This is a genomic window from Dietzia sp. NPDC055343, from assembly GCF_053645265.1.
In genome coordinates this window covers 20,965-47,442 of the sequence record NZ_JBSHMJ010000026.1, presented here as the reverse complement: position 1 = coordinate 47,442, position 26,478 = coordinate 20,965, and the positions used below count along the sequence as shown (strand labels likewise).

General features: G+C 69.7%; 20 protein-coding genes and 2 tRNA genes. 10 read left to right on the top strand and 12 right to left on the bottom strand.

Annotated elements, in window-relative coordinates; all coding sequences use genetic code 11:
* The first annotated feature begins 230 nt into the window (after positions 1-230).
* From aceE to ACWIE7_RS13090, 5 genes are all read left to right on the top strand, one after another.
* Entirely contained in the window at positions 231-3,026 is a 2,796-nt protein-coding gene (gene aceE / locus ACWIE7_RS13110; RefSeq protein WP_454057112.1) for a pyruvate dehydrogenase (acetyl-transferring), homodimeric type, read from the top strand.
* Positions 3,023-4,276, top strand: coding sequence for a PucR family transcriptional regulator (locus tag ACWIE7_RS13105; protein WP_454057113.1), 1,254 nt, complete (start codon positions 3,023-3,025; stop codon positions 4,274-4,276). The genes aceE and ACWIE7_RS13105 overlap by 4 nt, the downstream gene beginning before the upstream one ends.
* Positions 4,277-4,431: 155 nt before the next feature.
* Positions 4,432-5,358 carry an ACP S-malonyltransferase gene (locus ACWIE7_RS13100; RefSeq protein WP_454057114.1) on the top strand — a complete coding sequence of 309 codons (927 nt, stop codon included), beginning with the start codon at positions 4,432-4,434 and terminating at the stop codon, positions 5,356-5,358.
* A 102-nt stretch (positions 5,359-5,460) separates the two neighbouring features.
* Entirely contained in the window at positions 5,461-5,712 is a 252-nt protein-coding gene (gene acpM, locus ACWIE7_RS13095) for a meromycolate extension acyl carrier protein AcpM (protein WP_230929524.1), read from the top strand.
* A gap of 259 nt (positions 5,713-5,971) precedes the next feature.
* Positions 5,972-7,408: an acyl-CoA carboxylase subunit beta gene (locus tag ACWIE7_RS13090; RefSeq protein ID WP_454069440.1), complete on the top strand. Its 1,437-nt coding sequence runs from the start codon at positions 5,972-5,974 to the stop codon at positions 7,406-7,408.
* A gap of 98 nt (positions 7,409-7,506) precedes the next feature.
* Here the strand turns inward: ACWIE7_RS13090 and ACWIE7_RS13085 are convergent, their stop codons facing one another.
* The 4 genes from ACWIE7_RS13085 to ACWIE7_RS13070 all read right to left on the bottom strand — a co-directional run bounded on the left by ACWIE7_RS13085 (position 7,507) and on the right by ACWIE7_RS13070 (position 11,682).
* Positions 7,507-8,016 carry a DUF3145 family protein gene (locus ACWIE7_RS13085; protein WP_452099421.1) on the bottom strand — a complete coding sequence of 170 codons (510 nt, stop codon included), beginning with the start codon at positions 8,014-8,016 and terminating at the stop codon, positions 7,507-7,509.
* Between the two features lie 248 nt (positions 8,017-8,264).
* Positions 8,265-9,128 (bottom strand): serine hydrolase domain-containing protein, encoded by an 864-nt coding sequence (locus ACWIE7_RS13080; RefSeq protein ID WP_454057116.1) that lies wholly within the window; start codon positions 9,126-9,128, stop codon positions 8,265-8,267.
* 47 nt (positions 9,129-9,175) lie between these two features.
* Positions 9,176-10,756, bottom strand: coding sequence for an ABC transporter permease (locus ACWIE7_RS13075; RefSeq protein ID WP_454069439.1), 1,581 nt, complete (start codon positions 10,754-10,756; stop codon positions 9,176-9,178).
* The gene (locus ACWIE7_RS13070) at positions 10,753-11,682 is read right to left on the bottom strand and encodes an ABC transporter ATP-binding protein (protein WP_454069438.1); all 930 of its coding nucleotides are present in this window, start codon (positions 11,680-11,682) and stop codon (positions 10,753-10,755) included. Before ACWIE7_RS13070 ends, ACWIE7_RS13075 begins: the two co-directional genes overlap by 4 nt.
* An 80-nt stretch (positions 11,683-11,762) precedes the next feature.
* On the opposite strand from ACWIE7_RS13070, the gene ACWIE7_RS13065 reads away from it, so the two are divergent.
* Entirely contained in the window at positions 11,763-12,857 is a 1,095-nt protein-coding gene (locus tag ACWIE7_RS13065; RefSeq protein ID WP_454069437.1) for an alpha/beta hydrolase, read from the top strand.
* Between the two features lie 43 nt (positions 12,858-12,900).
* On the opposite strand, the gene ACWIE7_RS13060 is transcribed toward ACWIE7_RS13065, so the two are convergent.
* The 3 genes from ACWIE7_RS13060 to ACWIE7_RS13050 all read right to left on the bottom strand — a co-directional run bounded on the left by ACWIE7_RS13060 (position 12,901) and on the right by ACWIE7_RS13050 (position 15,476).
* A tRNA-Ile gene (locus tag ACWIE7_RS13060) sits at positions 12,901-12,974 on the bottom strand.
* Between the two features lie 54 nt (positions 12,975-13,028).
* Positions 13,029-14,417 (bottom strand): carboxylesterase/lipase family protein, encoded by a 1,389-nt coding sequence (locus ACWIE7_RS13055; RefSeq protein ID WP_452099416.1) that lies wholly within the window; start codon positions 14,415-14,417, stop codon positions 13,029-13,031.
* Positions 14,418-14,489: 72 nt separating this feature from the next.
* The gene (locus ACWIE7_RS13050) at positions 14,490-15,476 is read right to left on the bottom strand and encodes a diaminopimelate dehydrogenase (protein WP_454069436.1); all 987 of its coding nucleotides are present in this window, start codon (positions 15,474-15,476) and stop codon (positions 14,490-14,492) included.
* A 142-nt stretch (positions 15,477-15,618) separates the two neighbouring features.
* Between ACWIE7_RS13050 and ACWIE7_RS13045 the strand changes: the two genes are divergently transcribed.
* Positions 15,619-16,038 (top strand): nuclear transport factor 2 family protein, encoded by a 420-nt coding sequence (locus ACWIE7_RS13045; RefSeq protein WP_452099414.1) that lies wholly within the window; start codon positions 15,619-15,621, stop codon positions 16,036-16,038.
* A 92-nt stretch (positions 16,039-16,130) separates the two neighbouring features.
* Here the strand turns inward: ACWIE7_RS13045 and ACWIE7_RS13040 are convergent.
* Both ACWIE7_RS13040 and dnaG read right to left on the bottom strand, forming a co-directional pair.
* Positions 16,131-16,203, bottom strand: a tRNA-Asn gene (locus ACWIE7_RS13040).
* Between the two features lie 80 nt (positions 16,204-16,283).
* The gene (gene dnaG, locus ACWIE7_RS13035) at positions 16,284-18,284 is read right to left on the bottom strand and encodes a DNA primase (RefSeq protein ID WP_454069435.1); all 2,001 of its coding nucleotides are present in this window, start codon (positions 18,282-18,284) and stop codon (positions 16,284-16,286) included.
* Between the two features lie 67 nt (positions 18,285-18,351).
* Here dnaG and ACWIE7_RS13030 point away from each other — a divergent pair, with 67 nt between their 5' ends.
* From ACWIE7_RS13030 to ACWIE7_RS13020, 3 genes are read left to right on the top strand one after another with little or no spacing between them, the layout of a single operon-like run.
* The gene (locus ACWIE7_RS13030) at positions 18,352-20,400 is read left to right on the top strand and encodes a TPM domain-containing protein (protein ID WP_454069434.1); all 2,049 of its coding nucleotides are present in this window, start codon (positions 18,352-18,354) and stop codon (positions 20,398-20,400) included.
* Positions 20,401-20,402: 2 nt separating this feature from the next.
* Complete coding sequence (locus ACWIE7_RS13025) at positions 20,403-21,740, top strand: serine hydrolase domain-containing protein (protein WP_454069433.1); 1,338 nt, start codon at positions 20,403-20,405, stop codon at positions 21,738-21,740.
* A gap of 11 nt (positions 21,741-21,751) precedes the next feature.
* Entirely contained in the window at positions 21,752-23,932 is a 2,181-nt protein-coding gene (locus ACWIE7_RS13020; protein ID WP_454069432.1) for an FUSC family protein, read from the top strand.
* Here the strand turns inward: ACWIE7_RS13020 and ACWIE7_RS13015 are convergent.
* From ACWIE7_RS13015 to ACWIE7_RS13005, 3 genes are all read right to left on the bottom strand, one after another.
* Positions 23,929-25,191 (bottom strand): deoxyguanosinetriphosphate triphosphohydrolase, encoded by a 1,263-nt coding sequence (locus tag ACWIE7_RS13015; protein WP_454069431.1) that lies wholly within the window; start codon positions 25,189-25,191, stop codon positions 23,929-23,931. The genes ACWIE7_RS13020 and ACWIE7_RS13015 overlap by 4 nt on opposite strands.
* 10 nt (positions 25,192-25,201) lie before the next feature.
* Positions 25,202-25,819 (bottom strand): YdcF family protein, encoded by a 618-nt coding sequence (locus ACWIE7_RS13010; protein WP_454069444.1) that lies wholly within the window; start codon positions 25,817-25,819, stop codon positions 25,202-25,204.
* Between the two features lie 55 nt (positions 25,820-25,874).
* Positions 25,875-26,478, bottom strand: a 604-nt coding sequence (locus tag ACWIE7_RS13005; RefSeq protein WP_454069430.1) for a His/Gly/Thr/Pro-type tRNA ligase C-terminal domain-containing protein, incomplete at its 5' end; no start/stop codon positions are given.

The following is a 26,478-nucleotide window of genomic DNA, read 5'->3' as shown; positions in this document are numbered from 1 at the left end:
CGCAGGCGAAACGACTACCGCCGATTTAACGGGTCCGGCACCGCCCACGTGTCGCCCGTCACGCTTTGGGGCACAATCGGGATCGTGGCCCGACTAACGGTCCATACCGGGCCCGCCGCCCTCCCGCCCACACCCGCGGCACACGCGGCGGCCCGGAAGCTGCACCACGACATGGGTGATGGCCCCACCTGGCCATCACGGTTTGAATCGCAGAAGTGAGGACGAGAGATATGACGCCCAGAGCAGGCTCCAAGGACGGTTCCGCACCCACCAATGTGCCGGTCCTCCGCGAGGGGGTCGCCTCGTACCTCAATGACTCCGACCCGGAGGAGACCCAGGAGTGGATGGACTCGCTCGACGGTCTCCTGGCCGAGGCCGGCCCCGAGCGTGCCCGCTACCTGATGCTCCGTCTGCTCGAGCGCGCGTCGAAGCAGCGTGTGCCGCTTCCCGCGCTCACCTCGACCGACTATGTCAACACGATCCCCACCAGTCTCGAACCGAACTTCCCCGGTGACGAGTCCGTGGAGCGCACCTACCGCCGCTGGATCCGCTGGAACGCCGCGATCATGGTGCACCGCGCCCAGCGCCCGGGCATCGGGGTCGGCGGCCACATCTCGACCTACGCCGGCGCCGCCCCGCTGTACGAGGTGGGTTACAACCATTTCTTCCGCGGCAAGGACCACCCCGGCGGTGGCGACCACATCTACTTCCAGGGCCACGCCTCTCCCGGCATGTACGCACGCGCCTACCTCGAGGGCCGGCTGCGTGAGCACGACCTGGACGGGTTCCGACAGGAGAAGAGCCACCCCGGACGGTCGCTGCCCTCTTACCCGCACCCCCGCTGCCTCCCCGAGTTCTGGGAGTTCCCCACGGTCTCGATGGGACTGGGTCCGCTCAACGCGATCTTCCAGGCGCGGTTCAACCGGTACCTGCACAACCGCGGGATCGCGGACACCTCTGAGCAGCACGTCTGGGCGTTCCTCGGCGACGGCGAGATGGACGAGGTCGAGTCGCGGGGCGCCCTCCAGGTCGCGGCGAACGACGGCCTGGACAACCTCACGTTCGTGATCAACTGCAACCTCCAGCGACTCGACGGGCCGGTGCGCGGAAACGGCCAGATCCTCCAGGAACTGGAGTCGTACTTCAGCGGTGCGGGCTGGAACGTCATCAAGGTCGTCTGGGGCCGCGAGTGGGACAAGCTGTTCGAGAAGGACACCGAGGGTGCACTGGTATCCCTGATGAACTCCGTCTCGGACGGCGACTACCAGACGTTCCGCGCCAATGACGGCGCCTGGATCCGCGAGCACTTCTTCGGCCGGGACCCCCGCACCGCGAAACTCGTCGAGGACATGACCGACGACGAGATCTGGGATCTCCGCCGCGGCGGCCACGACTACCGCAAGATCCACGCCGCGTACAAGGCCGCCCTGGAGCACACCGGACAGCCGACGGTGATCCTCGCGCACACCATCAAGGGTTTCGGCCTCGGCCAGAACTTCGAGGGCCGCAACGCGACCCACCAGATGAAGAAACTGACCCTGGACGACCTGAAGCTGTTCCGCGACACCCAGCGGATCCCCATCACCGATGAGGAACTCGAGGCGGATCCGACGCAGCCCCCGTACTACAACCCGGGCCCGAACTCCCCCGAGATCCGCTACATGCTCGAGCGGCGGTCAGCGCTCGGCGGCCACGTCCCGGAGCGCCGGCAGACGTTCACCCCGCTGTCCGTCCCGGGAATCGACTCCCTGCCCTCGCTCCGCAAGGGCTCGGGTAAGCAGTCCGTGGCCACCACGATGGCGCTGGTGCGCACGGTCAAGGAACTCATGCGCGACGAGGACCTGAAGGACCGCTTCGTGCCGATCATCCCCGACGAGGCCCGGACCTTCGGGATGGACTCCTGGTTCCCGACGCTGAAGATCTACAACCCGCACGGGCAGAACTACACCTCGGTCGACCACGACCTCATGCTCAGCTACAAGGAGGCCAAGGACGGCCAGATCATGCATGAGGGGATCAGCGAGGCCGGTTCGGTGGCGGAGTTCACCGCCGCCGGCACCGCGTACGCCACCCACGGCGAGCCGATGATCCCGCTGTACATCTTCTATTCGATGTTCGGCTTCCAGCGCACCGGCGACGGCATCTGGGCCGCCTCCGACCAGCTGGCCCGGGGTTTCCTGTTGGGCGCCACCGCCGGCCGCACGACGCTCACCGGCGAGGGTCTGCAGCACATGGACGGCCACTCCCCGCTCCTGGCCGCCACCAACCCGGGGATCATCTCCTACGACCCGGCGTGGGGCTACGAGGTCGCGCACATCATCCGCGCCGGCATCGAGCGGATGTACGGCCCCGGGGCCTCGCATGAGACCGAGACCGACGGGATCGACCGCAACGTCTCGTACTACATCACGCTGTACAACGAGCCCGTCCCCCAGCCGGCCGAGCCCGAGGACCTGGACGCCGACGCGCTGCTCCGCGGCCTCTACCGGTTCCGCAAGGCCGAGAGCGGGACCCACAAGGCCTCGATCCTCGCCTCGGGTGTGGCCATGTACGCGGCCGTCGAGGCGCAGAAGATCCTCGCCGAGACGTGGGACGTCGCAGCGGACCTGTGGTCGGCGACATCCTGGAACGAGCTCGCCAGGGACGGCTTCGAGTGCGAGCGGCACGAGCTGCGTCACCCCGATCAGCAGCCGCGCGTCCCGTTCGTGACGGCCGCGCTGGCCGACGCGAAGGGCCCGAAGGTCGCGGTGACCGACTTCCAGAAGGCTGTGCCGGACCAGATCCGCGCCTGGGTGCCCGGCGACTTCACCGTGCTGGGCTGCGACGGTTTCGGCTTCTCCGACACCCGGCCCGCCGCCCGTCGGTTCTTCAACACCGACACCGAGTCGATCATCGTGGCCGTGCTCGCGGGCCTGGTCCGCGAGGGCAGCATCGAGAAGCGCACCCTGCTGGAGGCGGCCCGCCAATATCAGATCGACGACGTGATGGCGGCTCCGGAGCCGACGACGGACCCCGGAGTGGCGTGACCGATACGACCGACCCCGAGCCCGGGGCACAGGAGAAGCAGTCGATCCGGCGGCGGTCCGCCACGCCGCCGGATCAACGGCCTGTGTCGGACGCGCTCCTCAAGCGCATCACCCGGTACTCGGGGACGTTGTCGACCGAGGCCGTCCGCGCCCTCGAGGTGGAACTGCCGTTCTTCGCGGAACTGTCAGCCGATCAACGCGCGGAGATCCAGCTCATCATCCAGAGTGCGGTGCGAGACTTCGTGACCTGGATGCGCAACCCGCAGGCGCAACACACGGACACCATCGCGGGATTCAAGCTGCTTCCCAAGGGACTCGGGCAGGGACTGACCCTGCAGCAGACCGTGCAGCTGGTCCGTTCCACCCTCGAGTACTTCGAGCTGGTGATGCCCCGAATCACCCACAACGAACGGCAACGCGGACTCATGATCGCCGCCGTCCTCAAGTTCGGTCGCGAACTGGGATTCACCGCGGCCTCCGTGTACGCGGCCGCGGCTGAGAACCGCGGCGCGTGGGACACCCGCATGGAGGCGATGATCGTCGACGCGGTCGTCCGTGGTGACCGCTACGCCGATCTCACCTCGGGGGCCTCCGCCCTCAACTGGGATCCGACCACGGCCGCCACCGTGATCATCGGTTCCCCCCGTGACGACCTCGGCCTGGCCTCGGTCACCGCGGTGCATCGGGCGGCCGTCGCTTCCGGCCGCCACGCCCTGGCGGTGGTGCAGGGGGCGCGGCTCGTCGTCATCCTCTCCGGAGAGATCGAGTCGACCGTAACCATCCCCCCGGCGGTTCTCGACGCCTTCTCCCCCGAGGCCCCCGTCGTCCACGGGCACACGGTGGGGTCGCTCGTGGAGGCGCCGGACAGCGCAGCCGAAGCACTGTCCGGCGCAGCGGCCGTGAGCGGATGGCCGGGTGCACCCCGGCCCGTGGCCGCGATGGACCTCCTCCCCGAGCGTGTCCTCGGCGGAGATCGCAGCGCGGCCTCCATGCTCGTCGAGCGCGTCGTCGCACCGCTCCGCGGTGCGGATTCCTCGGTCGAGGACACCCTGCGGGCCTATCTCGACTCCGGCGGACACGTCGAGAAGTGCGCCCGGGAGTTGTATGTCCATCCCAATACCGTGCGCTACCGCTTGAAAAGAGTGAGCCAGATCACTGCCTTCGACCCCCTTAACGCCAGGGATGCTTTTGTCCTCCGAATCGCCTTGGTTCTGGGGAAGTTCGACGAGCGCGGATCTCAGGAGGGCTAAATAATCACTCTCGTCCCAATGTGTAACGAAACGGACTCTCCGACAGATGGGCTGGCAGCCAACTCGCGTTTTGTGGGAACTCCACAAAATCTCGTTTCCGTTTCTGGCTTGCAGAACATCAGTGGAACCGACCCCGGACGTGTTGTCTGATACCCGTGCTTTGCCTTACTGCCCCCGGACAAGGGTCCCAGAAGGCCGGGATGCTCGCCCCCTGGCTCGAGCTACCCGGCGCCCAAAGCCGTATCGATGAGTGGACCGCCGCCAGCGGACTCGACCTCGAGCGGCTGGGAACCACTGCGACCCTTCAGGACATCACCGACACCGCGGTGACCCAGCCACTGGTCGTGGCCTCCGCGCTGCTCGGCGCGGCCGAGCTCCGTCGTCGCGGTCAGATCCCCGCCGACACTATCGTGGCGGGACACTCGATCGGCGAGGTCGCGGCGCTCGCGATCGCCGGGGTCATCTCCGAGTCCGACGCCCTGCGGCTCGCCTCCGTTCGGGGCCATGCCATGTCCCGGGCGTGCGCTGATCGCCCCACCGGGATGATCGCCGTGCTCGGCGGCGTCGAGGCCGATGTGCTGCTCGCGCTCGAGAACGCCGGTCTGACGCCCGCCAACCGCAACGGGGCGGGCCAGATCGTCGCCGCCGGGCCACTGGAGGCGTGCGACGCCCTGGAACAGAACCCGCCGAGCCGTGCGCGGCTGCGTCGACTCGAGGTCGCCGGCGCGTTCCACACCCAGTTCATGGCCTCGGCGGTCGACGGGGTCGGCGAGCTCGCCGCCTCGATCCGGGTGAGCGATCCCGAGCTGACGTTGCTGTCGAACGCGGACGGCATGGCCGTCACCTCCGGCCGTGAGGCGCTCGATCGCGTGATCTCGCAGATCACCAGCCCCGTCCGCTGGGACCTGTGCACCCAGACGATGCTCAAGCGCGGCGTCGACACCTTCGTCGAGCTCCCGCCGTCCGGTGCGCTCGTCGGGCTCGCCAAGCGGATGATGCGCGATGTCCCCCGCTACGGGCTCAACACCCCCGAGGATCTCGAGCAGACGCTCGACTCGGTTCCCGCGCTCAGCGGCACCTAGACCACACCCATCCACCCGCGAGATCCGGCGCCCGCCGGAGATCGCCTACTGCCGTTCGTCATGCCCGCCGGGCACGGCGTAACCCAACCGAAAGGACACCACATGGCACGCACCGAGGCCGAGATCGTCTCAGGACTGGCGGAGATCGTCGAGGAGGTCACCGGAATCGAGCCTTCCGAGGTGACCCCGGAGAAGTCCTTCGTCGATGATCTCGACATCGATTCGCTCTCCATGGTGGAGATCGCCGTGCAGACCGAGGATCGCTACGGGGTAGAGATCCCCGACGAGGACCTCGCGAAGTTGCGTACCGTGCAGGATGCGGTCGATTACATCAAGAAGATCGACCAGGCCTGATATCCCGCCTCGCATGACGGGCGGGGACGCGCTCATGGGCCGAAAGGTGCGGTCGGTGCACCACGTCGAGCCCGCGTCCCCTCCCGTCACCGCGGGGCACTCCATATCAACGACAACCCGCCCAGCGCGGGAGACCGGGTACGAGAACCGGATCGGGACGGGGGTCCCTATCCCGGCGCTCACCCACCAGCCAGTCCGGGGGTCCGTTAACGGCGCACTCTCCCTCACCGGGACATGCGCCAGGGAAAGGACTGCACTCATGACCATCACCAGCACTGTGGACCAGAATACCCAGATCGATCCGCGCGACCCCGTCGTCCGGCTCGAGAACCTCTTCGATCCCGCCTCTCTGGAGTTCCTCACGGAGCCCGACGCCTCGGGTGCGCTCGCCGCACGCGGGCGCATCGACGGCATCGCCACCGTCGCGTACGCCACTGACGCGACCGTCATGGGCGGCGCAATGGGTCTCGACGGCTGCCGCCATATCGTCAAGGCGATCGACGTCGCCATCGACGAGGAGCTGCCCGTCATCGGCGTGTGGCATTCGGGCGGTGCCCGTCTCGCCGAGGGCGTCGAGGCGCTGCACGCCGTCGGCACCGTATTCGAGGCGATGGTCCGCGCATCGGGCCGCGTGCCGCAGATCTCCGTCGTGCTCGGCCCCGCCGCCGGCGGCGCCGCCTACGGCCCTGCGCTGACGGACGTCGTGATCATGGCCCCGGAGGGGAAGGTCTTCGTGACCGGACCCGCCGTGGTCCGCGACGTCACCGGCGAGCAGGTCGACATGGAGGGCCTGGGCGGCCAGGACGTGCACCACCGCAAGTCGGGTGTGTGCCATATCGCCGCGGATGACGAGCGTGACGCCCTGCACCGGGCTCGCCGCCTCGTGAACCTGCTGTCGGCGCAGGGCGAATTCGACCAGCGTGCTCTCGAGTCCGACCACACGGATCTCGCCGGGCTGCTGCCCGAGTCGCCCAAGCGCGCCTACGACGTGCGGCCACTGGTCCACGGCATCCTCGACTCCTCCGAGCTCGACGGCAACACGACGTTCGAGGAACTCCAGGCCAAGTGGGCCCCCAGCATCGTGGTGGGCTTCGGCCGGATCGCCGGCCGCTCGGTCGGCGTGATCGCCAACAACCCGCTCCGGCTGGGCGGCTGCCTGAACTCCGAGTCGGCCGAGAAGGCCTCCCGGTTTGTTCGCCTCTGCAACGCCTTCGGCATCCCCCTCGTCGTGATCGTGGACGTGCCCGGCTACCTGCCGGGCGTCTCACAGGAGTGGGAGGGCGTCGTCCGTCGCGGCGCCAAACTCCTCCACGCGTTCGCCGAGGCCTCTGTCGCCCGGGTCACCCTGGTCACCCGCAAGATCTACGGCGGCGCCTACATCGCGATGAACTCCCGCGCTCTCGGCGCCTCGGCCGTGTTCGCCTGGCCGGACGCCGAGGTCGCCGTGATGGGAGCCAAGGCCGCAGTGGGGATCCTGCACAAGCGCACCCTGGCCGCCGCGCCCGAGGAGGAGCGCGAGGAACTCCACGAGCGTCTGGCGGAGGAGCACGCGGCGATCGCGGGCGGTGTGGGCCGTGCCATGTCGATCGGCGTGGTGGACGAGGTCATCGAGCCCACCGACACCCGTCGTCGACTGGCCGAGGCACTGGGCTCCGCGTCGCACACCCGCGGCCAGCACAAGAACATCCCGCTGTGATCTGACCTGCCCTCCGGCCGGTTCCCGGAACACGAGAACGCCCGCTCCCCGATCGTCGGGAGCGGGCGTTCTCGTGGTGGACGCGGGAGCGTACGGCGTCAGCCGACGCGCGAGAGCCAGGTGACCTCGGCGGCGGCGGGATGGCCGCGCAGAGGCTCCAGCGCACGATCCCAGGCGGAGCCCAGCTCGGCCTCGACCGCGGCATAGAACGCCGCGGGACCGGCGGCCATGAGGTGCCGGAGCCTGTTTTCTCCGAGCACGACGTCGCCGCTCGCGCCTGTCTGCCCGCGCCACATGCCCAACTCGGGCGTGTGCGAGAAGCGTTCGCCGTCGACGAGGTCGCTCGGGTCCTCGGTGACCTCGAAGGCCAACATGGACCACTTTGCCAACGCGTCAGCGAGGCGCGCGCCGGTGCCGACCGGGCCGATCCAGTCCACGATGGCCTTACGGGCACCGGGCTGGGCCGGCTGGTCTTCCCAGCGCATGGCCGACGACGCGTCGAGAATGCTCGCGAGAGCCCACTCGACGTGAGGACACAACGCGGTCGGCGCGGCATGGATGAACACCACGCCGGTCGTCGTATCCGCGAAATGGTTAAGGTCAGACATCACTTCACTCCCGACTCACTGAGGGACGTCTTCCCCAACGACCTCATGAAATCGTGTGAATGATGTTGCGTGTGTTGTTGTTGTTCACCACTGTGCCCCAAGTGATCGTCTTACACCAGTGACACTTCTGGATTCTCAGCAAAGTTACAGCACCGTGATTCCGGTGATCCGACCACGCCGCGGCGTGTCGCGAACTCTCCACCAGAAACCGTGCGACGCCCGCGAGTCGCGTCAGATGCCCCGGCGCTTCAGCCCCGGAGCGCGTCCGTCTGACTCGCCCGCGCAGTGGCGGCGTCCACAACGCGATCGGACAACTCGGGCCACAGCGGCTTGGCCCAGTCCCCGAAGTCCCGGTCGGTGAGCACGACCAGCGCCGTGTCGATCTCCGGCTGGACCCACAGCAGCGTCCCGGACTGACCGAAGTGACCGAACGTCGCCGGCGAGTTGTGCTGCCCGGTCCAGTGCGGATGCTTGGCGCCGCGCAGCTCGAAGCCCAACCCCCATTCGCACGGCTTGTGCATGCCGTACCCGGGCACGAGCCCGTCGAGTCCGCGGAACTGCTCACTCACCGCCTCCTCGAGGGTCGCTGCCGCGAGCAGCCGGGGCGCAACGAGCTCACGCGCGAACGCCACGAGATCGGCCAGACTGCCCGACGCGCCGTGCCCGGCCGAGCCCTCGAGGACCGTGGAGGTCATGCCGAGCGGCTGGCACACGGCCTCGTCCAGATACTCCGGAAACGCGATGCCCGTGGCCTCCGCGATGTGGTCGGCGAGCACCTCGAAACCCGCGGAGGAGTAGATTCGTCGCTCCCCCGGCGCGGTGCGGACCTTGTCGCGGTCGGCGAAGTCCAGGCCCGAGGCGTGGGCGAGCAGGTGCCGCACGGTCGAGCCCTCCGGCCCGGCCGGATCGTCCAGGGAGATGGCCTCTTCCTCGACGGCGAGGAGCGCCGCGAGGGCCACGATCGGTTTGGTCACCGACGCCAGCCGGTACACGCGGGACCGGTCGCCGTGGGTCGTCACCGCACCGTCGGGGCCGACGACCGCCGCCGAGACGTTATCCACCGGCCAGTCCTCGACGGTAGCGAGCGCCTTCTCGAGCAGGTCGTGCGACATCGGTTCCTCCGTGGTGCGTGTGTGGTTCGGTCCTGCCCGCCAGTCTGTCAGGTCCGGGGCACGTCCCGACGCCGGAAGCCCACGAGTCCCGCGGTCACGAGCACAGCCGTCACCGCGAGCAGCACCACGACCCCCGCCGTGTCGACGGGGCCGGCGGGCGGGGTGCCCACCGCCCCGAACGGGGAGAACCGCATCTGGGCGTCGGTGAGTCGGAGCGTGGGTCCCATGAAGGTGACGACGACGGCGACGACGAACACCACCCACGCCAGGGTCTGCAGTCGCGGTGCGAGGCCGAACAGTCCCACGGACAGTGCCGCGAACGCCAGCACGGCCGGCAGCTGCCACAGCCCCGCACCGACGATCGAGCCGAACGTCCCGGGGTCGTCGAGCGCGGCCGCAGTAGTCGCCGCGAAGGCGAGCGAGCCGGCCGCGACCACCACGGTCGCGCCCACGGCCGCCACCACCGCGTGCCCGGCCAGCCAGGACAGGCGCGTACGCTCGCCGGCCAGTTCCACCTCGAGTCGCGCGGACGTCTCCTCGCCGCGAAGTCCTCCGAGCGTCTGCAGCACGAACCCGGCCCCGAGGAAACCGGTGAACGCGACGAGCATCCGGACCACCGAATCCACCACCGCGCCCGAGCCTCCGAGAAAAACGGCGAGATCCGGGTTGGATTCGATCGCGTCGACCACCACGGTCATCAGGCTGCCGTACAGCCCCATCAGTGCCACCACGCCGACCGTCCAGCCGATCAGCGCGCCGAGGTGCTGGTGCACCGCCGCGCCCGTGCGGGACGCGCGCCACCGGCTCGCGTGGGCGGGGCCCGAACCGGTCGGGATCATGCCCTCGCCGACGTCCCGCCGACCGGCGAGCCACACCGCGAGCGCCCCGAGCGAGCCGGCCACCGCGACGGACAGCAGCAGCGGCCCCACGGAGGGGTCGCCGAAGGGCCGGACCAGGGTGTGCCAGCCGAGAGGGGAGGCCCAGCCGAGTGCGGTGCCCCGGGTTTCGCCGATCCCGCGCGTGACCAGCGTGAGCCCGGCGATGGCCAATCCCACCGCCCAGACGGTCCGACTGTGGGCGAACACCTGGGCCAGGACGGCGGCGCCGGCGGCGTAGACCCCTCCTGTGGCCGCGATGGAGGCGACGTAGAGCACCGCGCCGGTGCGGTCGATGTCGAGCGCGAATGTGGCCGCCCACAGTGCCAGCCCGAGGAGGAGGAAGATCCCGACGACGACGACGAGGGCGGCAGTGACCGGGGCGAGTCTGGCCACCCTGGCCGACAGCATCAGCTCGGAGCGTCCGGACTCCTCTTCCCTCCTCGTCACGCCGACGGTGAGAGCGATCGCCATGATCGGGATGCCGAACGAGACGAGCGACGCGAACTCGTTCATGACGATCCCACCGAGGGTGTCGAGTCCGGCTACGCGGCCGGTGAACATCACCATCGTGTCGCCGAGCGAGGCCGAGTACGTGGCTCGCTTGGCCGGGGTGTCATACAGCGACGCGATCGACACGCCGGTGGCCAGGAACAGGACGGATAGTCCGATCACCCACGCGGCTGCGGGTCGCCAGCCCGTGCGCAGCGCGACCCGGGCGAGCAGTCCCGTGCCGGCCAGCGGCGAGGTCACGCCCGCGCTCCCGAATAGGCGTCCAGGAAGAGATCGTCGAGGCTCGGCGGGGTCGCGGTGAGGGTGTGGATCCCGGCGTCGTGCAGAACCCCTGTCACCTCTCCGAGCAGAGCGGCCGGCACGTGGCAGCGGACCTCGAACCGACCGTCGACTTCCGTGACCCGCAACCCGTCCACGCCACCGTCCACGACGTCGCCGATTCTGTCGAGCCCGTCGGGCCTCCTGTCGGTGATCGCGTGCACCTCGGTGGTGGTGTGCCGTCGCAGTTCCGCGAGTGTCCCCGAGCTGACCGTGCGGCCGTCGCGGATGATGCTGACGCGGTCGGCGAGCGCCTCGACCTCACCCATGATGTGGCTCGACAGCAATACCGTGGTGCCGCGGGCGACCGCGTCCCGCACGCACTCCTGGAACACCTGCTCCATCAGCGGGTCCAGCCCGGATGTCGGCTCGTCCAGTACGAGTAGCTCGGGATCAGAGGCGAACGCGGCGATCAGGGAGACCTTCTGCCGGTTGCCCTTGGAGTAGTCGCGGGTGCGCTTGGTCGGGTCCAGTCGGAACCGCTCGATCAGTCCGTCGCGACGCCCCTGCTCGAGGCCGCCCAGCGCCCTGCCGAGCAGGTCGATACTCTGCCCGCCGGTCAGCCGCGGCCAGAGCGTGACGTCGCCCGGGACGTAGGCCAGGCGGCTGTGGAGGTCGACCGCGTCGCGCCACGGGTCCGCGCCGAACAGGGTGACCCGTCCGGAGTCCGCACGCATGAGCCCGAGCACGATCCGGATGGTGGTGGACTTCCCCGACCCGTTGGGACCGAGGAATCCGTGGACCTCGCCGCGGCTCACGTCCAGGTCGAGCCCGTCGAGCGCCCGAGCCCTGCCGAACGCCTTGACCAGGCCCTCGATCCGGATGACGTCGTCGGTTTCTGGACGCATGACCAGCCCCTTCGTCGGCTACCGTCGTCCGGCCGTCGGATACCCACCACAGGCGGACGGTTACACGCCACAATATGGCAATGAACTCTCCGATGTCCGGCCACCGGGCCTTCGTTCCGACGCTCGCAGACCGGCTCGTGAAGGCCGCCATGACGACGGCGGGGCGCCTACCGGGTGGGCTGATCCGGGCGATCGCGGGCTCGCCGCGTCAGGTCGACGGCCAGACCCTGGACCCGCACTTCCAGGCCGGCCTCAGGGTAATCTCCCTGATGGCCGGGGGCGAGTACGAGGATCTCGCACTCGAGGAGGCGCGGGAGACGGTCGAACGCTCGGCGTTCACCGCTTCCGGCGACCGGATCGACCTCGCCGTCGTCAAGGACATCATCCTTCCGCTCGCCGGTGACGATCCCGCACGCGCCGACCTGCCCGCCCGCCTCTACGCGCCCGTGGACACCGACGAGCCGCAGCCGGTGCTGATCTACTTCCACGGTGGCGGGTGGACGCTCGGGAGCGTCGACTCGCACGACGCCACGTGCCGCTACCTCGCCCGGGAGGGCGGCCTGAAGGTCCTCAGCGTGGACTACCGGCTCGCTCCCGAATTCCAGTTCCCGACGGCTGTAGAGGACACCCTCGCGGCGTTCCGGTACGTCCGCGACAACGCCGCAGAGCTCGGTGTGGACGCCTCCCGCATCGCGGTGGGCGGTGACAGCGCCGGCGGTAACCTCGCGGCGGTCGTGTGTCAACAGACCCGCGACGCCGGCGAGACGATGCCCGCCTTCCAGTTGTTGTTCGTCCCCGCCACCGACATGTCCACCCGGACCGCGTCGTACGAGACGTTCCGTGAGGGCTTCTACCTCACGAAGGCGACAATGGACTGGTACGAGAAGACCTACATCCGATCCGACGACGACCGCACCGACCCGCGTGCCTCCCCGCTGCTGGCGAGGGACTTCTCGAGGCTGCCCCCGGCGCACGTGGCCACCGGCGGCTTCGATCCGTTGCGCGATGAGGGCGAGGCGTATGCCCGCAGGATGTCCGACGCCGGCGTCGCGGTGTCGCTGCGGCGGCACGCCTCGCTGGTGCACCCGTTCGTCAACGGCGTGGGCGCCAGCCCGGTCGCCCGTGAAGCACTGGCCCAGGCGGTCGGCGCGCTGCGCATGGGGCTGGCCTACTGAACGAGGCGACGCCCGCTCGACGTCCGCCGGCGGTGCCCTGAGGTGGGGCCAGCGGGGCTCGAACCCGCGACCAGCGGATTATGAGTCCGCGGCTCTAACCAACTGAGCTATAGCCCCCGATACGCGCGGCGAGGATCTGCCCGACGCGCGCCGGGCAATCCTAGCAAGCCGCTACCGTGCCTCCTCCGGCCACCAGACCTGCCGTACCGCGGAGAGTCCGTCCTCGACGACGGACTGCGGGGTGTCCCAGGACATGACCGCGCGCCGGGTCGCCTCATACGCGGCGAACCCGGGATCACCATCGGTGACGAAGCGGACCCACGATTGGTGCATGGCAGTGACCAGCGCCCCCGGGGCCGGGGCACCCAGATAGCGTTCGACGTTCTCCGCATCAGGCGAGCCCCAGAAGAACGGCAGGTCCGCGCAGTGCCGCGGGCCGTTGCCGTCCGCCCAGCAGAAGTCGTACACCCACGTGGGATCGCCGGCCGCGAGTCGTGTCTCGGCAGCGCGGGCGACCGTGGAGTGGATGGCGGCCGCATCGATCACCGCGCCGACGCTGCGCCGCAACGACCGCCCGTTGGACTGGCGGGCCAGCGCACGCAGCCCCGCCCTCGGGATCTGCTGGGACAGCGCGATGAGGGCGGCGCCCGGCACCAACGCGGGCCCGGGCAGCCTGTCGGCAATCGCTTCGAACTCGGTGGCGGTGGAACCGATCATCAGCGGGACCTCGCTCGCCCGCCCTCCGGCGACCGCCTCTAACGGCGGGGCCGGCAACAACTCGTCGCCGACCACCGGCCGGAACGGCAGCGTGAACTGATTCTCCTTGCGCATCCGGCGATGGAACTCATCGACCGCTCCCCTGCCCCCTGCGGCCAACGACGCCGCGGTGACACCCTCTGGCGCGGCAGTGGACGGTGCCCGGAGGACGGCCGGTGACGCCGCGATAGCGCGCTGGAACAGTCCGGCGGCGGCCGGGGATCCGAGCAGACACAACACCGCTCCCCCGCCGGCGGACTGTCCGGCGACGGTGACGCGGTGGGGATCCCCGCCGAACGCGGAGATCTCGCTCCGGACCCACTCGAGGGCGGCGATCCAGTCGAGCATGCCCCGGTTGTCCGGCGCATCGGGGAACGAGGTGAACCCCTCGACCCCGAGGCGATATCCGACCGACACCACGACGACGCCGTGGCGCGCGAATGCCGCCCCGTCGAACCACGGCTGGTTCGAGGAACCCGACTCCCAGCCGCCGCCGTGGATCCACACCATCACCGGATGGCCCGCCCCCTCGGCGGGGGCCCAGACGTCGACGTGCAGCACGTCCGTGCCTGCGACTATCGGCTCGGGGATCGCCGGATCCGGGTCGAACCGCAGCCGCTGTGCGGTCGCGGCCGGTCGGGTCGCATCGCGCGTGTCCTGCCACGCCGAACGCGGAATCGGCGCGGCGAATCGCCGTTCGCCGACGGGGTCCTCGGCGTAGGGGATGCCGAGGAAGCGGGCGACCCCGTCCCGCACGATCCCTCGTACGCGTCCGGTGGACAACGAGATGTCGACATCTGTCATGGTCACAGCGTAGCCAGCGACCGGGCCGTCCCCCGCGTGTGAACCTGCGGCCCGCGGGCCACGCGCGCGCCGTTACAGGTCGTCTGCGCGCAGCTGCTCGGGGGTCTTGGGCGAGAGCAGGCCGGGGGCGATGTCGAACACGGTGACCGCGCCCACCTGGCCACCTCGGTGGAGCCGGTACACCGCCCGCGAGTAGGCCACCAGGACGCTGGCGGTGAACTCGGGGTTGCTGCCGAGGGTGAGCCGGTACTCGACGCCCTGGGTGTTGCCCTGCCCTGTCACCCCGGAGCGGAGGACGAACCCGCCGTGCGGCATGGCGCCGTGGTCGCGGGCGAGCTCCTCGGCGGTGATGAAGGTGACCGACGTGTCGTAGTCGGCGAAGTAGTTCGGCATCGTCACGATCGCCTCGCGGACCGCGGCGGCGTCCGCGCCGTCCTCGAGCACCACGAAGCACTCGCGAACGTGCTTGTCACGGGTGGCGAGCTCCGGACGCTCGCCGGCCCGCACAGAGGCGATCGCGGTCTCGCTGGGCAGGGTGTACTGCACACCGCCGGCGACCCCGGGTACGCGCCGGACGGCGTCCGAGTGGCCCTGACTCAGGCCGCGGCCCCAGAAGGTGTAGGTGTCGCCCTCGGGCAGCAGGGCCTCGCCGAGGATGCGGTTGATCGAGAGCATCCCGGGATCCCACCCGGCGGAGATCAACGCGGTGGTCCCGGCCACGCGGGCGGACGCGTCCACCGCGGCGAAATGCTCGGGGATCCGGGCGTGCGTGTCGAAGCTGTCCACGATGTTGAACCGCGCCGCCAGCTCGGGGGACTGCACCGGCAGATCGTCCTTGGATCCTCCACAGAGGATGAGCACATCGATCTGTGCGGCGTCGGTCGACAGCGCGTCGTACGCGAACACCGGGGTCTCCGGGCTCAGCGTCGCCACGTCCTCCGGCGCGCGGCGGGTGAACACACCCACGAGCGACATGTCGGGGTTCTGTGCAAGCGCGGCCTCCACACCGCGGCCGAGGTTGCCGTAGCCGGCGATACCGATCCGAATCTGCGTGGTCATGCGCTGTCTGTCCTCCGTCGTTCGAGCCGGTGCTCAGCGTAGCGAACGGGACGAGTGCGGCCCCGCCGCCTCCGGCAGAGCTGTGTGGCCCGAATTGCGAAAGCACAGAAACTTGCCGGGACCCTGCTGATACACATGGATGATGACCACTGACAGAGACCAGATCATCGAGCGCCTGTCGGACGTCGCCTCCGCGCTCGACACACGCGACTGGCACGCGCTCGGCGAGTTGTTCACCGAATCCGCGACCGGATACGGGTCGACCGGCCGGCAGGAAATCATCACGGGAGTGCGGCAGCACCTCGGAGGATGCGGTCCGTCACAACACCTCCTGGGCAACCACCGGGTTGAGCTCGCCGGCGACGACGAGGACCACGCGAGGAGCCGGACGTACGTCCGCGTCTACCATGCCGGGACAGGCGAGCAAGCCGGACTGTCGTACGAGTGCTTCGGCGAATACACAGACGAGTGGACCCGGACGTCCGAGGGGTGGCAGATCAATTCCCGGGTGCTCCGCGTGGACTTCACCCTCGGCGACCGCCGCACACTACAGCCCGGCTGACTCACACAGCCCGGGATCCTGCGGGAAGTACCGACCATCAATATCGAAATGCGGACCAGGCCAGGGCGGATCGCCTCTGGCCTGGTCTGGTGCTCCCCCAATTGGACTCGAACCAATAACCCTTCGATTAACAGTCGAATGCTCTGCCAATTGAGCTATGGGGGATTGTCTGCGGCTTCCGGCGCTCGTGCCGGATACCGAGAACTTACCTTAGTGCGCCCGCCGTGACGAACCAAATCGCCTGGTCAGGCAATGTCCGGAGTGGCCCCGACCGCCTGCTCCAGCAGGCCACGTCGGTATTCCTCCAGGGCCACCAGATCTCCGAACAGCGCGGAGTAACCCTCCGGGTCCTCGGCGGGGCTCATCCGCTGCACCCGGGACTTGAGATCCGCGATCTGCCCGGACACCCACACCTCCTGCAGCCGCGCCAGCACGCCCGAGATGTAACGGGGCATCGCCTCCTCGGATGCGCGCAGTGTCTCCACCGCCAGCGCGCCGACCAGACGACTCAGCCCCTCGTCCTTCAGTCCCCCGGAGACCTCGCTGACCCAGTTCGCGCCGCTCTTGCCGGCCACACACCCCCCGGCCCCGGCGAGCGCTCCGGCGATCGCAGAATACGCCGGATGCGTATAGCACTCCTGCGGCAACGAGTCGAACAACGGACCCGCCAGACCCGGGTACTGCAGGGCCGCCTTGATCGCCTCGCGTTGCGGCCAGAGCACCGGATCCGCAGGAGCGGGCAGCGGGACACCGGGCCGGGCCTCGGGTGACCGCTGCGCATCTGCCGCCGTCTCGTCGTCGTACCCCCGCTTCTCACCCCCCGCACGATCCCAGCCGGGCCGGGCGCCCCCACCGGGGCCACCCGGCGCGCGGCGGCGTCCGCCCGGGCCCGACGGACGGGAGCGCCCCTTCTTGCGCGACTCCTCGCGGACCCGCCGCACGACCAGCGACGGATCGTCCCATCCCACCCAGCCGGCGAGCTGGCGCGCGTACTCGTCCCGCAGCGACGAATCGCGGATGTCGGCCACCACCGGCACCGTGCGGCGCAACGCCTCCACGCGCCCCTCGGCGTGGTCGAGATCATGCTCCTCGAGCATCGAACGGATCGCGAACTCGAACATCGGCACCCGCGAGGAGACCAGGTCACGCACCGCCGCGTCCCCGCGGTTCTGGCGGATGTCGCACGGATCCTGGCCCGGCGGGGCCACCGCGACGAATGTGCGGCCCGAGAACTGCTGGTCGCCGGCGAACGCGCGCAGTGCCGCCTTCTTGCCGGCCTCGTCGCCGTCGAAGGTGTAGACGATCTCGCCGCGGAAGTAATTGTCGTCCAGCATCAGCCGTCGCAGCGTCGACAGATGATCCTCGCCGAACGCGGTGCCACACGCGGCCACCGCCGTGGTGACCCCGGCCGCGTGCATGGCCATGACATCCGTATAGCCCTCGACCACCACGGCCCGGCGCTGCGAGGCGATGTCACGCTTGGCCAGGTCCAGTCCGAACAGCACCTGCGACTTCTTGTACAGCATCGTCTCGGGCGTGTTCATGTACTTGCCCAGCTTGTCGTCCTCGAAGAGCTTGCGGGCACCGAAGCCGATCACCTCGCCCGCCAGGTTCCGGATCGGCCACAACAGCCGGCGATGGAAGCGGTCGATGAGCGTGCCACGCGAGCTGGTCTTGGACAGACCGGCCGCCTCGAGCTCGGAGGCCTCGAAGCCCTGGCGCATGAGGTGCTTGCTCATGGTGTCCCAGCCCGCCGGTGCGTACCCGCACCCGAAGTGCTCGGCCTGACCCATGTCGAAGCCGCGCTCGGTGAGGAAGTCCCGCGCGATCTGCGCCTCCGCGTCCTCCCGCAGGCGCTCGGCATAGAACTTCTGGGCCGCCGCGTTGGCCTGCGCGAGCCGGGAGCGCGTCCCGCGATCACGCTGGACCACCTGCCCGCCGCCCTCGTAGGTGATGCGGTAGCCGATCCTGTCCGCCAGCTGCTCGACGGCCTCGACGAACCCGATGTGCTCCATCTTCATGAGGAAGGCGAAGACATCCCCGCCCTCGCCGGTGGAGAAGCAGTGGAAGTAACCGTGCTGCGGGCGTACGTGGAACGACGGGGTTTTCTCATCCTTGAACGGCGACAGGCCCTTCATCGAGTCCGCGCCGCCTGGTTTGAGCGCGACGTACTCGCCGACGATCTCCTCGATACGGGTGCGCTCGCGGATCGCGGCGATGTCCTGCTCCGGAATCCGCCCTGCCATGACGCCCAGAGTAGCGGCCCGTGCCGGACCGCGCCTGCCGCCGATGCCGGGCCGATACGCTGGGCCCATGATCGTCACCCTCCCCTCGCCGGCCGCCATCGGGACGCGCCGGACCCGGTTCACCGCGGCACTGGCGCTGGTCGTCGCGTTTCTCGCGACCTCGATGCTCTGGGCCGCGCCGGGCGCCATGGCCGACCAGCCGTTGCGACTCCAGGAACGGGTCACTGATTCCGCAGGCGTCCTGGGTGCCCGTACAGGAGAGGTCGAGACCCGGATCTCGGAGCTGCAATCGACGGACTCCATCAAGCTCTGGGTGGCCTATGTGGACACCTTCGACGGCATGCGCCCGCAGACATGGGCCGAGCAGACCCACCGGCTCTCGCAGTTCGGAACGAGGGACGCGATGCTCGTGGTGGCGGTCGACGAACGCGCTTACTGGTTCGAGTACGGCGCTCTCGACGCCCGGGCCACCGACCAGATCGCTGCACAAGACATCGAACCGCACCTGGCGGTCCGGGACTGGGCCGGCGCGGCGATCGGCGCCGCCGACGGACTGGAGCGGCAGGGATCCGGGTCCGAGGTCTCCCCCGTGGCGATGCTGATCGGGATCGCCGTGATCATCGCGCTCGTGGTGGGACTGGTGCTGTTCAGCCGCCGACGCCGCGCCGCGAAGACCGCCAGGCAGATCGAGGACGCCCGCGACATCGCCGGCGACGACACGGCCAGGATGTCCGCCCTGCCCGTGGAGGTGCTCGACGCCCGCGCCCGCGCAGGCCTCGTCGACGCGGACCAGGCGGTGGAGGCGTCCGCGACGGCACTGAAGACGGCGGCCGGGGAGTTCGGCGAGCTGCGGACCCGGCCGTTCCGCTCGGCCCTGGACACCGCCCACGCCGAGGTCAACGCGGCGCACGCGTTGATCCAGCGCCTCGACGACGACATCCCCGAGACCCCCGACCAGCGCAGGAGCATGCTGCTCGAGGTGGCCGCCCGCGCCGAACGCGCGGAGCGAGGACTCGAGGGTCAGGCCAAGGCGTTCTCCGACATGCGTGACCTTCTCATCAACGGCGCCGCCTCGGTCGACGCCCTCACCCGACGGGCGATCAGCCTGCGTGCCCGGATCCCCGAGGCCGAGAAGTCGATGGAGAGCCTGCGGCAGCAGTTCCCGCCGACGGTCCTGTCCTCGATCACCGACAACCTGTCGTTGGCCGAACAGATGCTCGACGCGGCCGATGCCGATACCGCCCGCGCCCGCGAGGCGCTGGCCCGCCCGGTGGGCGAGCAGGCCGAGGCAGTGGACGCCATCACCACCGCCGAGGGCGAGCTGACGCAAGCCGAGAAGCTCGTCGACGGCGTGGACCACGCGGCCGACGACATCGTCACCGCGCGCCGGGACCTGCCCGCACTGATCGCCGAGGTCGACGAGGAGCTGGCGATCGCCGGCCGTCTGCTGGCCTCCACCGATGTCAGCGATGCCACCAGCCGCACTCTCTCGACGGTCGCGACGACAGCGCGGGCGGCGGCTGATCAGGCGCGCGCGCAGGGCCAGTCGGACCCGCTGGGCAACTTCTCCCGGCTCATCGACGTGGACCGGAACCTCGACGAGGCCTTGGCCGCCGCAGGCCACGAGGCCGAGGCCGCCGGTCGCGCCCGAGCCGCCCGCCAGGCCGCGCTCACCCGCGCCCGGGGCGCCGTCCGCGAGGCCGACGACTTCATCGGTAGCCGATCGGCCGTGATCGGACAGGCCGCACGCACCCGACTCGCCGGGGCCAAGGACGCCCTGGCCACGGCCGAGGCGACCGCGGGCCCGGCCGCGTTCCCCGCCGCCGATCGCGCACTGTCACTGGCCCGGGAGGCACTCCGCCTGGCGCAGTCCGACGCCTCCCGCCCCCAGTACGGCAGCGGACCGTACGGCCGCGGCCCTCGAGGGGGTCGCGGCGGATCCAACACCGGCGCGATGGTCGGCGGGATGATCGCCGGCGCCCTGATCCAGGGCATGGCGCGCGGCGGCGGATCGAGCTTCGGCCGAAGCCGCGGTGGCTTCGGTGGCGGGTTCGGCGGCGGTGGGTTCGGTGGCGGCGGAGGCGGCGGCTTCGGTGGCGCGGGCGGGCGATTCTGACGATGACGCGCCGACGCATCGCTCTGCTTTCGCTTCTGGTCGTGATCGTGGTGGTCGCGGCTGCTCTCGTCGTCGTCGGATCCATCTACCGACCGATGCTGCGCACCGGCACCGGGTACGCCGCGCACAACGCGTGCGCCGTCACCTTCCTCACCGGGCGCGCCGACCCGGAGACGGACCTGCCTCCCAACCCGTTGGTGCCGTACCTGCGGACCGATGTCGACGAGGAGGAGGGCACGGCCGCCGTCTCGGTCCTGGGCGTGGCATTCCGGCAGACGGCGTACGTCTCGGAGTACGGATGCGCACTCGGTGACCGTGTCGCCGGATCGCAGCAGTCCGCACCTCCCCCGGAGCTCGTCGCACCGGGCCCCGAGGGTATCGATCTCCCCGTGGGCGAGGAGTCCCGGGCCGACGTCGAGACCGCACTCGACGAGGCCGCCGCGCAGGAGGGAACGCGGGGTCTCGTGGTGGTCCACGACGGCCGGATCATCGGCGAGCGGTACGCGGACGGGTTCGACGCCGACACCCGGCAGCTCGGCTGGTCCATGGGCAAGAGTGTGGCCTCCACACTCGTCGGACGCGCCCGACTCGAGCACCCGGACGCCGACCTCGACCCGGACGGGACCGGGCTGCGCCCCGAATGGACCGACGAGCGCGCACAGATCTCGCTGGACGACCTGATGCGCATGACCTCGGGCCTGGAATGGGACGAGGAATACGACCTCGGCACCCCCATCACCCAGATGCTCTTCGACGCGCCCGACATGGCCGCGTTCGCCGCCTCTCAGCCGCTCGCCCACGAACCGGGCACCTACCGCCAATACTCCTCCGGTACCACCAACCTGATCTGCGACCTCCTGCACGAACGCACGGGCATGGGCCCCGGGATGGCCGAGGAACTGCTCTTCCGGCCCCTGGGGATGCGCAGCGCCGTGCTCGAGGCCGACGCCTCCGGCCACTCCGTCTGCAGCTCATACCTGTGGGCCACGCCCAGGGATTTCGCCCGCTTCGGCCAGTTCGCGCTGGACGACGGCGTGGTGAACGGCGACAGGCTGCTGCCCGAGGGCTGGATGGAGTACTCGACGACCGTCGTCCCGGCCGAGGGTGAGACCGAGCCGTACGGCGCCCAGTGGTGGGTGAACGTCGCCGGAGACGGGACGCCACCGCGGATGGATATGCCGGAGGACGCGTACTGGGCCTCCGGGCATGACGGGCAGTACGTGGTGGTGGTCCCCTCGGCCGACCTCGTGGTCGTGCGAACCGGATTCACCCCCGGCGCCACCATGGATTCGCTCGAGGTGGACCGCCTCGTCGATGCGCTCTCTCAGGCGGTCGGATAACCATGCAGGGTGTGATCGCCAGAACTCTGCATGCGCTCGAGGCGCGCGACCCGGCCCGGGAGAGACTGCGCAAGATGATCTCCGTGGTCGCGGGAATCCTCGGGAGCCTACTGTGGGGATACGCAGTCGTGCACTTCCTACACGTCGAGACCGGTATGCTGACCATCTCGGTGTTCCTGTCCATGATGTCCGGGCTCTTCGTCAAGGACTCGACGGCACGGGCCCGGGTGGTGACCACCGCCCTCCTCGTCCCCACGGCCGTGGCCGTACCGCTGGTGGCCGTGTCCCTGTCCTCCCAGCGCGTGCTCCAGCTCGCCGTGTTCGTCCTGATCTCCGGCGTCGCCGTGTGGGTCAGGCGATTCGGGCCGCGGGCGACCACGATCGGCACACTCAGCTTCTTCGCGTGCTTCTTCACACTGCTGATGCGCCCCACCATGGCGGAGCTACCGGCGTTCTGCCTGATCGCGGCCGGAGCAGTTGCGTCGCAGCTGGTGGTACAGCTGATCCTCTGGGCACGCCGGCACCCCGAGCGCGAGCTCGGGGTACTGCTCGGCGAGCTGCGGGTCGCCTCTGCCGCGGCGATCGAGGCCGCCACCTCGCCTGCTCGTCCACACGCACTGCAGGCCCGCCTCGCCCGGGTCGACTCAATGTGGCGCGCGATCACGGCGTGGCAGCAGAGCTTCCGTACCGCCAACTACACGGGCTGGGACCACGAGAAACTGGCCGTCCACGTCCTCGACGCGTGTGTCAACACCGATGAGGCCTGCCTCGAGCTGTCCGAGGACACCGACGCGCACCACCGGGATTCCGCCGACCGTCGGCACGCCATCGCCCAGGCACTCGTCGCCCTCGACGACCACGTCTCCCGTGCGCAACTCGACCAGGCCACCTCGTGGGCGGAGGGCGTGGTCGGCGACGAGAGCCGGACCGCCGACGCGCCATCCACCTACCGGCTCGCCGAGTGCGTGCTCGCCCACGCACACCTACGGACCGTGGAACTGCACCGCCGACCTCCCGCCCGGCTGCTCGCCGGACAGGCGACATCGGCGGTCACCCCTTCCACGGTGCCGGACCATCCCGCCCCCGGGACTCCTCGTGCCGGGTCCTCTGACGGTCGCCGCCGCATCCGGTGGACGCCGTGGCGGCAGTGGGCTCCCACGAGCCGACTCGCGATCCAGGCCATGACCGCCACCGCGATCGCCTCGGCGGTCGGTGAGGCGATCTCCGCATCGCGGTGGTACTGGGCGGTCCTCACCGCATTCCTGGTGTTCTTCAGCACCACCACCCGGAGCGGGATTCTCACCCGCGCCTACCGACGGATCATCGGCACGGTGCTCGGACTGGCCGTGGGGATAGCTGTGACCTACCTGGCCCACGACGTCAAAGTCGTTCTCCTGGCGATCTGCCTGCTGTGCGTCATGGGGATGATCTACTTCGGCCCGCTCAACTACATGTACCTGTCGTTCTTCGTCACGGTCCTGCTCATATCGCTCTACGCCGTCCTCGGCGTGCTGGACGGCCATCTCATGGAGGTGCGACTCGAGGAGACCGTCGCGGGAGCCGGAATCGGCGTCCTGTGCGCATACCTGCTCCTGTCGGCGACGTCACGGCCGGCTCTGGTCCAGAAGATCGACGCCTATTTCGACGCCGTCGACACGCTGATGGCGGAGGCCTCCGACCTCGTGGCCGCGCCCGATCGCGATACCGCGATGCTCGACCGGGTCCATGCCGTGGAGGCAGCCCAGGCCGATGTCGACCAGACCATCTCGGCGATGTCCACGGCGTTCCTCATCGCGGGGCGCGACCGCGTGGATTCGGCCATCAGCCTGATGTACCGCTCGTCACGGTCGTCGGTGCGTTTGGCGCAGATCGTGATGCTCGGCGCCGCTCACCCGGACACGGCCGAGGGGCTGGCACGGGAACACGACGTGGTACAGGGCGCGGTGGCCGCGGCCCGCGACGCAGCCGACAGGGCCCGTCGCCGGATCGAGCGGCCGACGGAGCCCGCCGCCGACCGCGACGAGCCGACCGCTCAGTCCGCCGCGGGTCGGTCGTCCAACGGGGGCGATGCGGTCGTGGCCGCGGCCCTGGTCGCACTGGACCGGTTCACCTGGGTCATGGGGCGACTCTGTGACGTGCTGGCACCGTCCGACCAGCGCGCGCGGGCCCGGACACTGATCCACAACCGTTAGCCCCACGCCGCCTGAATGCCGGCGCTGGCCCGGTCGATCCGTTCGAGTCTGCTCTCGGTGTACAGCGCGATCTGGTCGACGATGACCCGCGTCCGTGCGGCGTCATCCACGGCGGCGTCCCACAGCGGTCGCAGCGCGGGGTCGAGTGCGGCGTGACCGGAGTGTGCCAGGTACTCGGCCACCCGATGGATACGGTCGCGTTGGCGGTCCTGCCGGACCCGGTGGCCCGGGTCGCTCATCACGTAGCGCACGGCCATCGTCTTGAGCATTACCACCTCGGCCTCGACCTCCACCGGCACCTCCAGATCCGCGCTGTACCGGCCGTGCGGCACCGCTCCGTGCACCTCACGGGTGGAGCGGATGGCCGGCATGACGAAGCGTCCCACCAACTCGCTGGTCAGCGCCTTGAGAGCCACCATGCCCCGGAAACTCTCGTCGAAGGGCTGGACGACCCGGACCACCTCCAGCGCACCGAGTCGCTCGGCGGCCTGCTCCAACTGATCGGCGTCGGGGCCGCGGAATTCCGTGGCCCCCATCTCCGCGAGCGCGGCGACCTCCGAGGCGTCGGACAGCGAGCGCAGATCCAACCGTCCGGCGACGATCGCGTCCTCGACATCGTGGACCGAGTAGGCCACGTCGTCGGAGAAATCCATGATCTGGGCCTCCAGCGACCGGGTGTCACCGGGGGCTCCCTGCCGGACCCATTCCAGTATCTCGGCGTCCTCGGCGTAGGCCCCGAACTTGGTGGTGCCCTCGCGGGGCAACCACGGGTACTTGGTCGCCGCGTCCAGCGCCGCGCGGGTGAGGTTGAGCCCCACCCCCGTGCCGCGGTCGTCGACCACCTTGGGTTCCAGACGCGACAGGATCCGGATGGTCTGCGCGTTGCCCTCGTAACCCCCACAACCGCGCGCCACCTCGTCCAGGGCCCGTTCGCCGTTGTGCCCGTACGGCGGATGGCCGATGTCGTGGCTCAACCCCGCCAGGTCAGCGAGGTCGGGATCGCAGCCCAGGCCCGCGGCAATGCTGCGGGAGATCTGCGCTACCTCGAGCGAATGGGTGAGGCGGGTCCGCGGGGTGTCCCCGTCGCCCGGCCCGACGACCTGCGTCTTGTCCGCCAGCCGCCGCAACGCGGCCGAATGCAGGACACGCGCGCGATCCCGTTCGAAGGGGCTGCGCTCACTGGCCGAAGGCCGGGCCCGGCCAGAGTGCTCGTCGACACGGCGTTCCGCGTCCGCCTCGCTGTAGGCGTATCCCGTCATGCCGTCACTCCTAGTCGGGGAAGTCCACGTTGCTCCCGGCGAGCCGCTGGTACTGATACCAGAGCACCGCCCCGGTCTCCCGGATGATGCTCATGATCTGGTTCTCCCTGGTCCACACCGCGGGCCCGTGTCGCGTCGGCGAGGTCCAGGCGTCGAGGCCCACGTCGTGCGCCATCATCCGCGACCGATACGAGTGGGTGGGGTCACTGACCAGGACCACCGATTCGCCGCCCTGGTCCCGGACCGTCTGGGCGACTGCCTCCAGGCTTCCGACAGTGTTGGTCCCGGTCTCCACGGCGAGGATCGCCTCGGGCGGGACGCCCAGCTGGGTCAGGTAGGAGCGCCCCGATCCGGCCTCCGTGTACAGATCACCCGGCTGACTTCCGCCGACCGTGATGATCTGCGGCGCCACCCCCTCGTCGAAGAGCGTGGCCGCGTGCTCCAGCCTCGCCTGGAAGACAGGCGTGGGGATGCCGTTGTACTGCGCGGCACCCAGCACGACGATCGCATCGGCCGGCGTCCGGTCGTCAGTGCGCGCCACATACCAGACGCGGAACGCGATGAAACCGGGAATGATCAGGCACGACAGCAGCGCGATGACCACGACCCATCCGAGGGCCCTGGTCACCGCGCTGCGTGGGGACCGGGTTCTACTCACCCGACCAGTGTGCCAGGAAGCTGCATCAGCACCCGATGAGGCGCTGGGCGAGGTAACCCTCCACCTGATCGATCGCGACGCGCTCCTGCGCCATGGTGTCCCGCTCGCGGATGGTCACGGCCTGGTCCTCGAGGGTGTCGAAGTCCACGGTGATACAAAACGGGGTGCCGATCTCGTCGTGGCGTCGGTAGCGGCGGCCGATGGCCTGCGCGTCGTCGAAGTCCACGTTCCAGTTCTTGCGCAGCTGCGCCGCCAGATCCCGCGCCTTGGGCGACAGGTCGGCGTTACGCGACAGCGGTAGCACCGCGGCCTTGAAGGGCGACAGGCGACGGTCGAGCTTGAGAACGGTCCGGGTGTCGACGCCGCCCTTGGCGTTGGGCGCCTCGTCCTCGGTGTAGGCGTCCACCAGGAACGCCATCAGCGAGCGGGTCAGGCCGAAGCTGGGCTCGATGACGTACGGGATGTACTTATCGCCGGTGGCCTGGTCGAAGTACTGCAGGTCCTCCCCCGAGTGCTTCTGGTGCTGCGACAGGTCGTAGTCCGTGCGGTTGGCGATGCCCATGAGCTCGCCCCACTCGTTGCCCTGGAAGCCGAACTTGTACTCGAAGTCGATCGTGCGGGCCGAGTAG

Coding starts and splice junctions, on each gene's coding strand:
- aceE (WP_454057112.1), top strand. CDS start 231: ATGACGCCCAGAGCAGGCTCCAAGGACGGTTCCGCACCCACCAATGTG.
- acpM (WP_230929524.1), top strand. CDS start 5,461: ATGGCACGCACCGAGGCCGAGATCGTCTCAGGACTGGCGGAGATCGTC.
- ACWIE7_RS13090 (WP_454069440.1), top strand. CDS start 5,972: ATGACCATCACCAGCACTGTGGACCAGAATACCCAGATCGATCCGCGC.
- ACWIE7_RS13085 (WP_452099421.1), bottom strand. CDS start 8,016: ATGTCTGACCTTAACCATTTCGCGGATACGACGACCGGCGTGGTGTTC.
- ACWIE7_RS13080 (WP_454057116.1), bottom strand. CDS start 9,128: ATGTCGCACGACCTGCTCGAGAAGGCGCTCGCTACCGTCGAGGACTGG.
- ACWIE7_RS13070 (WP_454069438.1), bottom strand. CDS start 11,682: ATGCGTCCAGAAACCGACGACGTCATCCGGATCGAGGGCCTGGTCAAG.
- ACWIE7_RS13065 (WP_454069437.1), top strand. CDS start 11,763: ATGAACTCTCCGATGTCCGGCCACCGGGCCTTCGTTCCGACGCTCGCA.
- ACWIE7_RS13055 (WP_452099416.1), bottom strand. CDS start 14,417: ATGACAGATGTCGACATCTCGTTGTCCACCGGACGCGTACGAGGGATC.
- ACWIE7_RS13050 (WP_454069436.1), bottom strand. CDS start 15,476: ATGACCACGCAGATTCGGATCGGTATCGCCGGCTACGGCAACCTCGGC.
- ACWIE7_RS13045 (WP_452099414.1), top strand. CDS start 15,619: ATGACCACTGACAGAGACCAGATCATCGAGCGCCTGTCGGACGTCGCC.
- dnaG (WP_454069435.1), bottom strand. CDS start 18,284: ATGGCAGGGCGGATTCCGGAGCAGGACATCGCCGCGATCCGCGAGCGC.
- ACWIE7_RS13030 (WP_454069434.1), top strand. CDS start 18,352: ATGATCGTCACCCTCCCCTCGCCGGCCGCCATCGGGACGCGCCGGACC.
- ACWIE7_RS13025 (WP_454069433.1), top strand. CDS start 20,403: ATGACGCGCCGACGCATCGCTCTGCTTTCGCTTCTGGTCGTGATCGTG.
- ACWIE7_RS13015 (WP_454069431.1), bottom strand. CDS start 25,191: ATGACGGGATACGCCTACAGCGAGGCGGACGCGGAACGCCGTGTCGAC.